The organism is Candidatus Blochmannia americanus (nom. nud.), from assembly GCF_059934915.1.
On the sequence record NZ_CP011792.1, the window covers coordinates 218,228 to 233,292 of the forward strand.

Below are 15,065 nucleotides of genomic sequence, written 5' to 3' on the forward strand. Positions count from 1 at the left end.
ATGTTACGTATTGGTTATGGTTTTGATGTGCACCAATTTGGAGGATGTCGACCATTTATTGTTGGAGGAGTGCGTATTCCCTATACGAAAGGAATAAAGGCTCATTCTGATGGTGACGTGGTAGCTCATGCGTTAATTGATGCTTTATTAGGAGCTGCTTGTTATGGTGATATTGGATCAATGTTTCCAGAGACTGACGCTAAATATAATAATATAGATAGTCGAAAATTATTACGAATCACTTGGGGAAAAATTGGCGCGCAAGAATACTTATTAGAGAATGTAGATATTACTATAGTATTGCAAATTCCCAGGATAAATACATATATTCATCAAATGCGATATCATTTATCCAATGACTTAAATTGTTCAGTGAATAGTATTAATATAAAAGCTACTACTACTGATACACTGGGATATATCGGTCGTTCTGAAGGCATTGCTTGCATAGCAGTAGTGTTGTTAATGCATTAATATTAATATTGATCGAATCATAGAAGAAGAAACATATTTATTTTGGTAGATATGTCCATATACATTTGAAGCATGATATTTCGTATCTCAAAAAAATACTACTATTATTATAATAGTATAACATTATAATTAATTCTAATTAGTTTGATAGGATTAAATATATATATACATAATAATTGTGATATTAATCATTATTAATATGTTATTCATTTTAATGGGATTAAATCGTATACATAAGTGTGTACGATGTGTATTTTATTTATTTTGATTTTTTGTTTATGAGGATTAATATCAACGATTTATAAATGCACATGAAATTATTAAATTTTATAAGAATATTTATTTATTTTTATTGTTGCAGTAAATAATATGGTTGTATCGCTCTTTTTTTTGTAAAACCACAATGCATGTACATACATAGTAATTTAAATATTATTAGAATATCTAATAATTGCTAAAATAATTCTATTGTTGTATTTACATAATAAATATGATACACCGACTATCATATGTAGTATATATGATATATATATAAATATATAAGCTATTTATTTAATATTAAAAAATATGATACACATTTAATATTAGTATTGGATTTATATATTTTATGTATATGGTTATAGTTTGTGATTTTTTAAATAAATGAATTATCAATAGAAATAAGCAGGGAGCAAAGGAGTTTAGTATATCTATTATGCTAGTAGATGGCACATCGATAATTTATATAATAGTGATGATTGTGTTTTTAGAGGGATGTTCTTATAATAATATCTATAGATGTCATGATAAACGCGAATCTCGATCTATGAATTCTGATGCGATTGTCTACATGCCTCAAAATAAAGAAATAAATGCATGGTATTCACAAAAAAATTCCATTACTGATGGTTCCCATCGATATAATAGCATGAATCACGGTTCTTACCATAAGTCTGTATACATAGTAAAATCTGGTGATACTTTATTTTATATTGCTTGGATTACAGGGACCAATTGTTTAAATTTGGCAAAAATAAATAATATTAAAGATATAAATGTATTAAAAGTAGGACAAATCTTGCAAGTATACCATAATACAATATGGTCGTATTTTTCAAAAATATCAGGAAAAATTTTTGTTTCTTTTAATAATGGTGACAATACTATAAATAAAAGATTATTTTTTTTTATAAATCAGTTGTTTTTTTTTAGAACGAATAAAACTGATTATCCTGATATGAATATATCCCATGATGTTATTTCTTACTCAAAAGCGTCAGAATTAGTACCAGTTAAAAATTGGCATTGGCCAACAAATGGGACAATTATTAACACTTTTTCTGATTCTGAAAGGGGTAACAAAGGAATTGATATATCTGGAGTTTTAGGTCAACCCATATTAGCTGCTTCTAATGGAAAGGTGGTATATGTTGGTAACACGTTGCAAGGATATGGTAATTTAATTATCATCAAACATGATAATTGCTATCTTAGTGCTTATGCGCATAACGATGTAATATTGGTTACTGAACAACAAAAAGTTAAAATCGGTGATAAGATTGCTACTATGGGTAATAGCGGGACTAATAAAGTAAAATTACATTTTGAAATTAGATATAAAGGAAAATCTGTAGATCCTTTATATTATCTCCAAAAATAGATAATTTTACTTAATTATGAATGAATATTTCATTTTAAGTATAAAAAAATATGTATTTGTTATACAATAAATACTGTATATATGTTTTTTAATTTGTATTAATTGTTATTTTAATATCTTAATTTTAATAATTTTGCTCAGTGATTAACGCCAAGTATGTATGTACGTAATGTTGTGTTTTATTTTGTGTATTAGTTAGATATTGCTGTTTATGTTATGGGTAAGTATGTAAGATAATCTTTGTTTAATTTTATTAAATGTAGCACTATGCATACATAGTAATATTACCTTAATGAAAGTACTAGTTTTTGACGAATATAATCAGAATAATAATTTTATGATACCTTGATCATAGTCAGTGAATGATATTTAATTTAAAAGGAGTTACATGATGTTTATTTTATACTACATGCAAAAAAGATATTTAAATGAATAAAATATTTGAAGATATATTGTATTTATAGTCCAAATATACTTGTGGGGTGTTATTGTTTATTTATTAAAAATAGCCAATTTGAATATGAGGTGTCTATGCATATTCTAATGAAGTAGAATTGATAATAATGCTAAATACATAAGCATGTAGGTTTATAGAAATAAATTAATATTAGTACTATAATTATAAATTTATCTTCATTAGCAAGCATTGCTAATGAAGATAATGACTTCCAGCGGAGGTCAAGGACTTTATTGAATAAATATAGTTTTTTGATGGGTTGTGCATATATATAAATGCATAAATATGTATTATTAATTATAAATTTTACATCTGTTTTATCAATAAATTCTTCGTACGCAAATAATTTTTATGAACTATTTAAATACTGATTATTATTGTGAATGATATAAAATTATTGATACATTTTACATTTTATGTTTATTTTTCAAATAATTAATTATTGTGCGGTTAGTAATAATTAATAATTTTATATGAATAAAATGAATTATATATATTTTAAATATATGTAATATTCTGTGATTTTTAGTTTCTATCTTTTTAAAATTGTTTATAATATGTAATTGTGCGAGCTATGTATGTGTGATATTCATATTCTATGATGGAATCTGTATGTATAAAGACATTGATGATATTCGTCAAGAATTTCTTAATTTTTTTAAAAAAAAAGAACATAAAATTGTTTCAGGCAGCACTTTAGTACCTGATAATGATCAAACATTATTGTTTACTAATTCTGGTATGAATCAATTTAAAAATGTATTTTTAGGAATCGATAAACCATTGTTTAAGCGTGTTGCTACCGTGCAGCGTTGTCTACGTGCGGGGGGTAAACATAATGATTTAGATAATGTTGGATATACTGAATGGCATTTAACGTTTTTTGAGATGTTAGGTAATTTTAGTTTTGGAGATTATTTTAAACGTGAAGCCATTCAGTTTGCTTGGGAGTTACTAACTGATGCTAATTGGTTCAATTTGTCTAAAGATAAATTGTGGGTAACAGTGCATATTTACGATAACGAATCCTACAATATTTGGTCAAAACAAATAGATATTCCTAATGAACATATTGTTAGAATTGGTAATAATACAAATGATTTTTGTGATTCTGATAATTTTTGGCAAATGGGAAATGTTGGGCCTTGCGGGCCTTGTTCAGAGATATTCTATGATCGTGGAGATCAGTTTCAAGGAAGAGCTCCCGGTAGCTCAAAGGCGTTAGGAGAAAGATATGTTGAAATTTGGAATTTGGTATTTATACAATTTAATCGTCAAAAAAATGGTCATCTTGTATCGCTTCCTATGTTATCAGTAGATACTGGTATGGGTTTAGAACGTATTACTTCAATATTACAGGGAGTACATAGTAATTATTCTATTGATATATTTAAAAAATTGATATTTTCTATATCTCAAATTATTCATGTTAATGATATCAATACGAATAGGTTTTTGTATGTAATAGCTGATCATATTCGTGCATGTTCATTTTTAATTCAAGACGGAGTCATGCCCTCTAATGAAGGGCGTGGCTATGTATTGCGGCGTATTATCCGTAGAGCTATTCTTCATGGGAATAGGTTAGGTATAAATGATATTTTTTTTTATAAATTAGTCTCCCCTCTCATGAAATATATGAGACATATAGCGGGTACATTATATGAAAAAAAAGCCCTTATAGAAAAAATTTTATTTAGTGAAGAAAAATTATTTAAAGATACTTTAAAACGAGGTTTAGAGTTACTGGAAAAACAATTAGTACGATTACAGGGAAATGTTTTAAATGGTGAAATAGCATTTCATTTATATGACACTTATGGGTTCCCATTTGAATTAATTAAGGACGTTTGTTCAAAACGTAATATACATATAGATCAAGTAGGATTTGATCAAGCTATGTTAGTACAAAGAAAATACTCAAAAAAATCAAATAAATTTAATATAACTGATGAAAATATATCATTTTATAATAAATCAAATATATTTGTTGGATATAATGAACTTACTTGTAAAGCTCAGGTAATGGCATTATTTCAAAGAAATAAATCAATAAATAAAATTTATGCAGAAGAGGAAGGAATAGTTATTTTGAACAGTACTCCTTTTTATGGGGAAGCGGGAGGTCAAGTTGGAGATTGCGGGCAACTAAATACTATATCTGGTTGTTTTAAAGTTACTAATACAAAAAAATATGGACAAACAATAGGTCATATAGGAATTATGAATAATGGAACTATTAGTGTTGGAGAGGAAATAGTTGCTCAAGTAAATCAATATCAAAGGAAATGTATTTCTTTAAATCATTCCGCTACGCACTTGCTACACGCCGCATTGTTTCAGGTTCTTGGTTCCCATGTAATACAAAAGGGATCATTGGTACACAATCGATACTTACGTTTTGATTTTTATCACCATGATACTATAACAGAAATACAGATGAATACAATAGAAAATATTGTAAATAAACAAATTTGGGAGAATATTCCAATTATAGTTGATGTTATGCCGATAGAAGTAGCTAAAAATAGCGGAGTTGTAATGTTGTTAAATACACAATACGATAAAAAAGTTCGTGTTTTAAGAATAGGAAATTTTTCTGCCGAATTATGCGGAGGCACTCATGCTTTGCGTACTGGAGAAATTGGTGTGTTTTTAATTACTAAGGAATTTAGTATTGCTTCCGGTGTTAAACGAATTGAGGCAGTGACTAATAATGCAGCATTATCTGTGATACATCAACATAAAATATTGCTTCAAAATATTTGTAAATCGACACATAGTGATCATACGAATATATTAAGTAAAATATATGAATTGAAACTCCGTTGTATAAAATTTGAAAAAGAAATAGAGCATTTAAAAAATAAAGCAATTGCACGACAAAGTTTATCTTTTATTAAGGAAATTTATTATATTAAAGATGTACGGGTTTTAGTAAAACAAGTTATTGACATGACACCAAAGATATTACGTAATATAGTAGATTGCATTAAAGTACAACTAAAATCAGGAGTCATTGTTCTTATTAATATCAACAAAAATAATAAAATTAATTTAGTAGTATCTGTAACTAAAGATTTAATAGAGCATAATCGTATAAATGCCCTAGATCTAGTGCGTTGTATAACGAGTACTCTTGGTGGAAAAGGGGGGGGTCAACTCGATTTTGCTCAAGCTGGTATTAATAATATTACAACTACATCTACAGTGTCTACTGCGGTAGATTCTTTATTACAAGATATATTATAAATAACTATAAATAAGTATACTAGGAGTTTTTTTAAATAAAAATTATTCATATGTTTTAAAAGTGGTACATTAAAAATATATAAAAGAGTCAAAGTATCATATGAGTATATATATTTTATATTATTCAAGGTTTCACAAAAAAAACGGTAAAATTTTAAAAAGTCCGGTTATTTGAATTTTTCAAGGAGCAAAGAATGCTTATTCTGACTCGACGAGTTGGTGAAACTCTTATCATTGGAGATGAGATTACAGTAACTGTATTAGGTATTAAAGGGAACCAGATCCGTATTGGTGTAAATGCTCCCAAGGAAATATCTATACACCGAGAAGAAATTTATCAACGTATTAAAGCTGAAAAAGCACAACAGACTTTGTGCTAAATTTATTATTTTCAAAAATAGATTTCTGAAGAGTAGTGGTGTTATGATAAAAAGATTTAGTTGTAAGTTATGTAAAAACAACGTAATGTAATAAAGGTTTTTGTTAATTATAAAAGAAATGAAAGGATATATATAAATAATTAAAATGAACAAAATATTCAGTGAGGTGGCCGAGTGGCTGAAGGCACTCCCCTGCTAAGGGAGTATATAGTTTTAACGCTGTGTCGAGGGTTCGAATCCCTCCCTCACTGTTTAGTGCCGGCGATGCACCCGTAGCTCAATTGGATAGAGCACTCGGCTACGAACCGAGCGATCGGAGGTTCGAATCCTCTCGGGTGTATTGTGTATTGTTTTAAATTATCAAATAGTAATAAAATTTGATTTAATTATATGTGGTTTCTTTATTTCACTACAATAACACAATATAGAATATTAAAGATTGTGTTTCTAATTATTTATTAGAGTTTTGTAATAAATTTATTATAATGTTTATTTTTATTTTGAGCGATAAAAATGTTTAAAAACCTATCCAATAAAATATCACAATCAATACGTAACATTATTGGTTCTGGACGTTTAACAGAAAACAATATTAAAGAGACTTTAAATACAGTTAAGATTTCTTTATTAGAAGGAGATGTAGCATTACCTGTAGTTCATAGTTTTGTTAATAAAGTTAAAGAAGGAATACTGGGAAAAGATATAAACAAACATTTAACTCCTGGTCAAGAATTTATTAAAATAATGCATTCTTCTTTGGTACAAGTTATGGGAGAGGGATCTAATGATTTGAATTTAAATACTCAAATACCGGCAATAATACTGATTGTAGGCGCACAAGGTTCTGGTAAAACTACCACCACTGGAAAACTTGCTAAATTTTTGAAAATTAAAAAAAATAAAAAAATATTGGTAGCATCAACTGATGTATATAGACCGGCAGGGGCACAACAATTGAAATCGTTGATTAGTTCTGAAGATATCAATTTTTTTTCAGATTATAATATTACTGATAAACCAATTGATATAGTAAAAACGGCAGTTATTACATCAAGATCACTGTGTTATGATGTTTTATTAATAGATACCGCTGGTTGTTTAGATACAGATGATGTTTTACTTTCAGAATTAGCTGATATTCATAATGTTGTTAATCCAGTAGAAACTTTATTCGTTATAGATTCTATGATTGGACAGGTGTCTATTAATAGTATAAATGCGTTTAATAAAACTTTATCATTAACCGGAATTGTTTTGACTAAATTGGACGGGGATGCACGAGGAGGCGTGGCTTTATCTATAAAATATCTTACTGGTAAATCTATAAAATTTATAGGAACAGGAGAAAAAATTGATGCATTAGAGTCTTTCAATGCATATAGAATAGCTGGACGTATACTTGGGATGGGCGATATACTTTCATTAATTGAGGATATTGATAATAAAGCAGAATGGGTTAAGGAAAAAAAATATTTTAGCAAAAGTAGTGAGTGCTTCAATTTATGTGATTTTTTAGGTTATATCAAACAAATACGTAGCATGGGAGGACTTAATAAAGTAATCAGTAGATTGCCTCTTAGTTTAGGAGTAAATTTGGATAATGTACGGTCATATACTACTGATCGTGCATTTGTGCATATGGAGGCTATAATTAACTCTATGACTCTTGAAGAACGTATGAACCCAGATATAATTAAGGGATCTAGAAAAAAACGTATCGCCAATGGATCTGGAGTACATATACAAGATGTTACTAAGTTATTGAATACATTTAATCATATGCGTATTACAATGCAGAAAATAAATAAAAATGAAGTGTTCCGAATGGTGCGTACATTAAAAAATAAAATATCATCTAAATTTACAATTGGTTAAAAATATTTTTTTACTAAATTAATAGTATTTATATTCATATTATTCGTTATGAATTTACATGCTTTTTAGTTTTAATTTAAGGTATATATTTATGGTGAGAATTAGATTAGCACGAGGAGGTCATAAAAAAACTCCTTTTTATCATATAGTTGTTACTGATAGTAGAAATGCACGCGATGGTCGTTTTATTGAACGTATTGGATTTTTTAGTCCAATGCCGTTTAGAAATAATAAAGAAGAACTATATATAAATTCAGAACGTGTAAAGTATTGGTTACATAAAGGAGCAAGTCCATCTGAACGTGTTGTAAAATTGATAAAGAATTTATGAAACGTTATAAAGTATGCAATTTGATGATTCAAAAGATGCCATAAGTCCACCTCTTTATCCTATAAAGATAGGAAGGATAGTAGGCGCATATGGTGTACTAGGATGGATACGAATAATATCATTTACCGAACAACATGAGGATATATTTAATTATAGTCCGTATTATATTTATGTACGATCTCAATGGAAATTAGTTTATTTAGATAAATGGCGATTGATTGGGAAGCGTTATTTTGTTAAAATGAAAGGTATATCTAATAGAGATACTGCTCAAACATTAAATCATTGTGAGATGATTATAGATGAAACACAATTGCCGCCTATAAATGATAATGAATATTATTGGAAAGATTTAATAGGGTGTTCGGTAATTACTGAACAAGGATCTTTTTTAGGAGATGTTGTAAGTATAATAGAAACTACAGCAAATGATGTGTTAGTAGTAAAAATCAGGCAATTTAATGTATATAGAATTAAGGAATGTCTTATTCCTTTTCTTATCAAGAGAGTTATAAAAAATATTAATCTTGTCACACATACTGTTACAGTAGATTGGGATCCTAATTTTTAACTGTTTGTAGTAAAATAGAATTATATAAAAATATATGCGGTTAGGTGTCATTACCTTATTCCCTGAAATGTTTCAGGCTATTGTTCGTTACGGAATAGTAGGGCGGTCAATTCGACATGGTATTATTTCCATAAAATTATGGAATCCTCGTGAATTTACACATGATCAACATCATAGCGTAGATGCCCCTCCTTATGGAGGGGGTCCTGGTATGTTAATGATGATTGAACCTTTGAAAAATGCAATTAATCAAGCAAAAAATGAATTAGGAAATAATATTAAAGTAATTTATCTTTCTCCTCAGGGAAAAAAGTTGAATCAAAAATATGTATGTAAGTTTGCATATAATCATCAGAAATTAATTTTAGTTTGTGGTAGATATTTAGGTATCGATGAAAGGTTAATTCAAACAGAAATTGATGAAGAGTGGTCTATAGGAGATTATATAATTAGCGGAGGAGAATTAGCAGCAATGGTATTGATAGATACTATATCCAGAGTACTTCCGGGGGTGCTAGGTAATAAAAATTCGAAAGAATTAGATTCTTTTTCTACAGGGAGATTAGATTGTCCGCATTATACACGACCAGAAATTTTTGCAGGAATAAAAGTACCATCAGTATTATTATCAGGAAATCATAAAAATATTAATAGTTGGAGGCAAAAACAAGCTTTGGGTTATACTTGGATTAAAAGACCGGATTTGCTTAAAGATATACAATTAACTGATGAAGAAAAGCAGTTGCTTACTGAATTTCAAAGCGAATACTTGTTTGCATTAAAGAAAAAAAAATTAAGGAAATAACGCACATGTATGAATTAATAAATAATTTTGAAAAAAAACAAATGAAAAAAAATATACCGCATTTACATTCAGGTGATACAATAGAGGTTAAAACATGGGTAATTGAAGGTAATAAAAAACGTCTACAAATTTTTGAAGGTGTAGTTATTTCTATTAAAAACAGAGGGTTACATTCTGCGTTTACTGTAAGGAAAATTGCTAGTGGAGAGGGTGTAGAACGTGTGTTTCAAACACACTCCCCTATCATTGAAGAAATTAAAATTAAACGGTTTGGGTTTGTTCGTCGTGCTAAACTATATTATTTACGCGGTCTCAGCGGAAAATCTGCGCGCATTAAAGTACGTATAAATTCATAAAATGTTTTTATAATTACAATATAATTATGCAGGTTTAATATATGCATATGCGTCGTATTATTCGGAATTTTACATCCATTTTGTCTTGTGATATTCTATTGTGGTCATTAAAAAATATCTATTTTTAAAAACATATGTCATAGTATATACTTAATTAATTTAGAAGATATTAATGTATGTTTTCATTTTTTCCCAAAATTCATTTAATATAATTGAATGTGAAAGTAATGTGTTATATACTTTATAAATATATATGGTATTAAAATTTTAACAAAACTATATCTCACACTGTGTATCAATGAAATAGTAAATACTTCATGTAGGCATGATAGTTATTGTTAATAACATCTATATAAATTAAAGAAATTAAATATAACTCAGTTAATCAATTTAATAATAATTTATTGACAATAATAATATAAAACTATATTTACATTAGTTTTATATGTGTATCATAATATGATTATATATTATCATATTTAATGATCATTAATGTCTCATATATTTTATTACATAATAATTAATTATATTAAGGCTAATAATATGCAGAAAAATGAGCGTAATAATATCCATATTTATAATACATACCCAATCATTACTCCTGAGCAATTAAAAGCTCAATTTCCTGTAACACATTTAGAACAACAAACTATTGCAGATTCACAAAATATAATTGCGAATATTATTCATAAACGCGATCCACGTCTGCTGGTGATATGTGGACCTTGTTCTATTCATGATGTTAATGCTGCTTTTGATTATGCTAATAGATTGAAAATCTTGTCGATAGAATTACAGGATCAATTATATATTGTTATGCGTGTATATTTAGAAAAACCTCGCACTAGTATTGGTTGGAAAGGATTAATTAACGATCCACATATGAATGGTTCTAATGATATTGAATTGGGTTTAAAAACCGCTCGAAATATGTTGGTAGAATTAATAAAAATTGGATTACCGCTTGCTACTGAAGTACTAAATCCATATATTCCGCAGTATATTGGAGAACTTTTTAGTTGGTCATCCATTGGAGCACGAACAACAGAATCTCAAATACATCGAGAGATAGCTTCTGGTTTGTATACACCTATAGGTTTTAAGAATAGTACTAATGGTAATTTTTATAATGCAATTAACGCAATATATGCCGCGATGAAGCCCCATTGTTATATTGGCATCAATCAATTAGGTCAAGTATGCGCGCTACACACTAAAGGTAATTTTAATGCTCATATAATTTTACGGGGGGGAGAAAGTCCTAATTATTATCCGAAAGATATTATTTGTTGTGAAAAAAAAATAGTAGAAGCAGGGTTGCCGTTAGCTTTAATGGTGGATTGCAGTCATGGTAATGCTAGTAAAGATTATCGTCGTCAAATTGATGTAGCACAATCTATTTTACATCAAATTAAATATGGAAACCGTTCCATTATTGGTTTAATGATTGAAAGTTATATTTATCCTGGTAATCAATCTATAAATTTATCGTCCTCAACAACTCAATACGGAGTATCAGTCACCGATGCATGTGTAGATTGGAAAACAACTAAATATTTACTATATGCTTTGCATAAAGAACTAAAACCATTTCTTGTTAATCGTATATCAGGAGCTGGAATAGAATGACGGAGGAACTAAATGATTTACGAAAAAAAATTGATAAAATAGATCAGAATTTATTAAAGTTGTTATCTAAACGACTGTCTTTAGTTTCTAAGGTAGGAGAAATAAAAAGTCGCTATGGATTATTTATTTATGCACCAGATAGAGAAGAAATATTAGTAGCTTGTCGGAGACGAGAAGCAGTAGCATTAGGTATTTCTCCAGATTTAGTAGAAGATATATTGCGTCGTATTATCACGGAATCTTATTGTAATGAGAATGAAAAAGGATTTAAAACGTTGCATCCAAATTTAGGTCCGGTTGTTATAATTGGAGGAAAAGGAAAAATGGGTCAATTTTTTTGTAAAATGTTAACTTTATCGGGATATAAAGTGCGAATTTTAGATAAAAATGATTGGGCTCATGCAGAATCAATATTAATAGGTGTTGGTATGGTCGTAATTAGTGTTCCTATTCATTCGGTTATTGATGTGGTTGGAAAATTGCTATATTTACCTAGTCATTGTATTGTAGTAGATTTATCATCTGTAAAAAAAATATCTTTAAATGCTATATTAGCTGTGCATAGCGGCCCAGTATTAGGGTTGCATCCCATGTTTAATCCAGATCATGGAAATATGGTAAAACAAGTAGTGATTTATTGCGAGGGACGTTATCCAGAAGCGTATCAATGGTTATTAGAACAAATACAATTATGGGGCGCAAAGTTACATTGCTGTAATACAATAGAACATGATCAATATATGAGTATTATGCAAGGATTATGTCATTTTATTACCTTTGCAACCGGATATCATTTATCACAAGAAAACATTAATTTAAAGAAAATGTTATCTCTTGCTTCGCCAACATTTAGATTGAAATTAATAACAATAGGGAGATTATTTGCTCAAGATCCTCAATTATATGCAGATATTATTATGACTTCTAAAAATAATCTTATATTAATTAAACGTTATTATAGAAGATTAGGTAGGATTCTGATGTTATTAGAACGAAATAAAAAACAAGAATTTATCGATCATTTTAAAAAAATTCAAAATTGGTTTGGTTTATACACCGATCTTTTTTTTAAAGAAAGTCGTAAAATATTACGTCAAATTAATAATTATAAAAATAATATATAGTATGAATCATGGCCTGAATAGTATTCAGGGTTAATCCGATCATTTTTACAAAATTATGTTTATTTAGATTAAAGAGCGTCTTATATAATATTAATGTTTTTTAAATTTTTCATATTGTTGTGTATATACAAAATTTGTTTTATTTGATATATGCTACTCAGCATATATGCGATCATAATTATCTGTTATTTGATATATTTAACTTAAAAGCGATACATGTACTATCATAATTCAAATAATATTTAATTAAATATTATTAAGATAACGATATAGATCGTTTTTATTATAATTTTTAATTATATTAGCAGTTGGTTTAATCTGATAACAACCTAATATTTTGAATGAGTGAGCAATATTTTGTAATTCTATCAGAATCTGTTGTATGTATGTATCGTTGATATGTGCCATCATTTCAATAATAATAATAACCATGTTTTTTGATGTACTATATGATAAGTAACGTGGTTTTAAATAAGTTGTTTTAATATTGTAAAATTGTAATATTTTTAATATTTCATATAATTTTTCTGATCGTTGCTTAATTGAAAGAATAAGTATAGTTTTTATGGCTACGGAGTTATTGATAATTTCGATATTTTTATTTTTTAACACAATAAATCTGGTCGTGTTGTTATGAGAATTAGATAAATTGTATCTCAATAATGAGCGTAACCCATAGCATTTACCTCCTTGTATACTTCCTAAAGCTGCTAAATTGGATTGATTCAATTTAGATACTGTTTCCATAGCAACTGCGCTGCTTTCGCATAATATGATTTTCCATGTTGAAAAATTTTTTAAAAATTTACTGCATTGTTGGACAGGTTGAGGGTGACTATATATAATCTGAATTTGATTTATATCAGTACAATTATTAACTAAAATACAATGTTTTATGGGAATAGTAATCTCGTCTACTAACAGCAATCGGGTATTTAGTAATAAATCGCATACTTCGTCAATTAATCCAGAATTGGAATTTTCAATGGGAACTACGCCATATTCTGCGCGATGACATTCCACTAAAGTGAAAATATCGTTAAATTTTTGACAACTATATTCAATTATTCGATCAAAATGACGAATATTAGCATACCGTATAGCAGCAATATGAGAATATGAACCTTTAGGACCCAAAAATGCCATATGAACTATAGATTTATAAATTGTAATGAAATTCATTGCCATAATATTTTAATATTTAATATAATATTCGCATGATAATTGCAGTTACTGTAATTTTGATAGCTTTATTGAAATTAATATTTATTTGTATGAATATATATCATAATTTTTATGTATACTATATGATACTTCGTATTAATATGCTTTTAATCATTGCATCTAATATGAAGTTTGCAACGTAGTTACATATTTATAAAGTATATTGAATTAATATATTGGATTAGTAGCGATAATGTGTGTTACTTTTTCAGTTTGGTCCGTCAAGTGTATATTTTGATAAGCATGTTTCATATGATATAGCGCTTTACGAGTTGCTTGAGTATCTGGAAATTGATATAACATTTTTTCTACACGATTTATTACGGATATGTAAGCATCTTTATTAGAATAAAATTTTATAATAGAAAGTTCATATTCGGCTATTCTATTTTTTAAAAAAATTAAACGTTTGTAAGAATCTGCAGAAAATTGGCTATTCGGGTATTTACGTATAAGTTTCACAAAACTATGAAACGCTATGCGTGCATACATTGGATTACGATCAAACCAGTGTATGTTTAGATATTTTATTAATGTTTTATTATCTTCGTCTAAACGCATGTTGATTATACCATGCATATATAATACATAATCGCAATGCTTATGATTAGGATACAATTTAAAAAAATGTTTTATATAATTGTTTGCTAATTTTAAATCATTTAATTTGTAATAGGCATAAATTAAATCTAAATAAATTTGTTGCGGGAAAGGGTCAAATAAATGTAAATTTTTTAAATTTATTAAATCTTGAGTAGCTCCTTTATAATCAGAGTTATATAGTTTGTTTTGAGCGGATTTATAAAGATTATAAGTAGAATAATCTAAAGTATTAATAGAAGCATTGGCATAGGAAAAAATAATGATACTCATGATTAATGTAGTTGTTATATAGTGTTGAATATATTTCATAAAACTTTTATTAATACTCCGCGCAGCATATAAATA

Annotated in this window: 13 protein-coding genes and 2 tRNA genes; 13 read left to right on the forward strand and 2 right to left on the reverse strand. The window is 27.9% G+C overall.

Annotation, left to right across the window (positions count from 1 at the left end):
• From ispF to tyrA, 13 genes are all read left to right on the forward strand, one after another.
• The gene (gene ispF / locus Bamer462_RS00860; protein WP_500837826.1) at nucleotides 1-474 is read left to right on the forward strand and encodes a 2-C-methyl-D-erythritol 2,4-cyclodiphosphate synthase; all 474 of its coding nucleotides are present in this window, start codon (nucleotides 1-3) and stop codon (nucleotides 472-474) included.
• 694 nt (nucleotides 475-1,168) lie between these two features.
• Entirely contained in the window at nucleotides 1,169-2,113 is a 945-nt protein-coding gene (locus tag Bamer462_RS00865) for a peptidoglycan DD-metalloendopeptidase family protein (protein ID WP_500837827.1), read from the forward strand.
• Nucleotides 2,114-3,182: 1,069 nt separating this feature from the next.
• Nucleotides 3,183-5,822 (forward strand): alanine--tRNA ligase, encoded by a 2,640-nt coding sequence (gene alaS / locus Bamer462_RS00870; protein WP_500837828.1) that lies wholly within the window; start codon nucleotides 3,183-3,185, stop codon nucleotides 5,820-5,822.
• Between the two features lie 194 nt (nucleotides 5,823-6,016).
• Entirely contained in the window at nucleotides 6,017-6,202 is a 186-nt protein-coding gene (gene csrA / locus Bamer462_RS00875; protein WP_500837829.1) for a carbon storage regulator CsrA, read from the forward strand.
• Between the two features lie 160 nt (nucleotides 6,203-6,362).
• Nucleotides 6,363-6,453, forward strand: a tRNA-Ser gene (locus tag Bamer462_RS00880).
• Nucleotides 6,454-6,468: 15 nt separating this feature from the next.
• Nucleotides 6,469-6,542: transfer RNA gene (locus Bamer462_RS00885), tRNA-Arg, on the forward strand.
• Nucleotides 6,543-6,715: 173 nt separating this feature from the next.
• Nucleotides 6,716-8,077 carry a signal recognition particle protein gene (ffh, locus tag Bamer462_RS00890; RefSeq protein ID WP_500837830.1) on the forward strand — a complete coding sequence of 454 codons (1,362 nt, stop codon included), beginning with the start codon at nucleotides 6,716-6,718 and terminating at the stop codon, nucleotides 8,075-8,077.
• A gap of 91 nt (nucleotides 8,078-8,168) precedes the next feature.
• Nucleotides 8,169-8,408 carry a 30S ribosomal protein S16 gene (rpsP, locus tag Bamer462_RS00895; RefSeq protein ID WP_500837831.1) on the forward strand — a complete coding sequence of 80 codons (240 nt, stop codon included), beginning with the start codon at nucleotides 8,169-8,171 and terminating at the stop codon, nucleotides 8,406-8,408.
• 13 nt (nucleotides 8,409-8,421) lie between these two features.
• Nucleotides 8,422-8,979: a ribosome maturation factor RimM gene (gene rimM, locus Bamer462_RS00900; protein ID WP_500837832.1), complete on the forward strand. Its 558-nt coding sequence runs from the start codon at nucleotides 8,422-8,424 to the stop codon at nucleotides 8,977-8,979.
• Nucleotides 8,980-9,013: 34 nt separating this feature from the next.
• Nucleotides 9,014-9,784: a tRNA (guanosine(37)-N1)-methyltransferase TrmD gene (gene trmD / locus Bamer462_RS00905; RefSeq protein WP_500837833.1), complete on the forward strand. Its 771-nt coding sequence runs from the start codon at nucleotides 9,014-9,016 to the stop codon at nucleotides 9,782-9,784.
• 5 nt (nucleotides 9,785-9,789) lie between these two features.
• Nucleotides 9,790-10,140 (forward strand): 50S ribosomal protein L19, encoded by a 351-nt coding sequence (gene rplS, locus Bamer462_RS00910; protein WP_500837834.1) that lies wholly within the window; start codon nucleotides 9,790-9,792, stop codon nucleotides 10,138-10,140.
• Between the two features lie 543 nt (nucleotides 10,141-10,683).
• A complete protein-coding gene (locus tag Bamer462_RS00915; protein ID WP_500837835.1) occupies nucleotides 10,684-11,769 on the forward strand; it encodes a 3-deoxy-7-phosphoheptulonate synthase in 1,086 nt (361 codons plus the stop codon).
• On the forward strand, nucleotides 11,766-12,893 hold the full coding sequence (gene tyrA / locus Bamer462_RS00920; RefSeq protein ID WP_500837836.1) for a bifunctional chorismate mutase/prephenate dehydrogenase: 1,128 nt from the start codon (nucleotides 11,766-11,768) through the stop codon (nucleotides 12,891-12,893). Before Bamer462_RS00915 ends, tyrA begins: the two co-directional genes overlap by 4 nt.
• Before the next feature lie 246 nt (nucleotides 12,894-13,139).
• Here the strand turns inward: tyrA and Bamer462_RS00925 are convergent, their stop codons facing one another.
• Both Bamer462_RS00925 and bamD read right to left on the reverse strand, forming a co-directional pair.
• Nucleotides 13,140-14,081 (reverse strand): prephenate dehydratase domain-containing protein, encoded by a 942-nt coding sequence (locus tag Bamer462_RS00925; RefSeq protein ID WP_500837837.1) that lies wholly within the window; start codon nucleotides 14,079-14,081, stop codon nucleotides 13,140-13,142.
• Between the two features lie 204 nt (nucleotides 14,082-14,285).
• On the reverse strand, nucleotides 14,286-14,990 hold the full coding sequence (gene bamD, locus Bamer462_RS00930; RefSeq protein ID WP_500837838.1) for an outer membrane protein assembly factor BamD: 705 nt from the start codon (nucleotides 14,988-14,990) through the stop codon (nucleotides 14,286-14,288).
• Nucleotides 14,991-15,065 lie beyond the last annotated feature (75 nt).

Excerpts from the sequence above, each read along its gene's own strand:
- ispF (WP_500837826.1), top strand. The coding sequence starts at position 1 with ATGTTACGTATTGGTTATGGTTTTGATGTGCACCAATTTGGAGGATGT.
- Bamer462_RS00865 (WP_500837827.1), top strand. The coding sequence starts at position 1,169 with ATGCTAGTAGATGGCACATCGATAATTTATATAATAGTGATGATTGTG.
- alaS (WP_500837828.1), top strand. The coding sequence starts at position 3,183 with ATGTATAAAGACATTGATGATATTCGTCAAGAATTTCTTAATTTTTTT.
- csrA (WP_500837829.1), top strand. The coding sequence starts at position 6,017 with ATGCTTATTCTGACTCGACGAGTTGGTGAAACTCTTATCATTGGAGAT.
- ffh (WP_500837830.1), top strand. The coding sequence starts at position 6,716 with ATGTTTAAAAACCTATCCAATAAAATATCACAATCAATACGTAACATT.
- rpsP (WP_500837831.1), top strand. The coding sequence starts at position 8,169 with ATGGTGAGAATTAGATTAGCACGAGGAGGTCATAAAAAAACTCCTTTT.
- rimM (WP_500837832.1), top strand. The coding sequence starts at position 8,422 with ATGCAATTTGATGATTCAAAAGATGCCATAAGTCCACCTCTTTATCCT.
- trmD (WP_500837833.1), top strand. The coding sequence starts at position 9,014 with ATGCGGTTAGGTGTCATTACCTTATTCCCTGAAATGTTTCAGGCTATT.
- rplS (WP_500837834.1), top strand. The coding sequence starts at position 9,790 with ATGTATGAATTAATAAATAATTTTGAAAAAAAACAAATGAAAAAAAAT.
- Bamer462_RS00915 (WP_500837835.1), top strand. The coding sequence starts at position 10,684 with ATGCAGAAAAATGAGCGTAATAATATCCATATTTATAATACATACCCA.
- tyrA (WP_500837836.1), top strand. The coding sequence starts at position 11,766 with ATGACGGAGGAACTAAATGATTTACGAAAAAAAATTGATAAAATAGAT.
- Bamer462_RS00925 (WP_500837837.1), bottom strand. The coding sequence starts at position 14,081 with ATGGCAATGAATTTCATTACAATTTATAAATCTATAGTTCATATGGCA.
- bamD (WP_500837838.1), bottom strand. The coding sequence starts at position 14,990 with ATGAGTATCATTATTTTTTCCTATGCCAATGCTTCTATTAATACTTTA.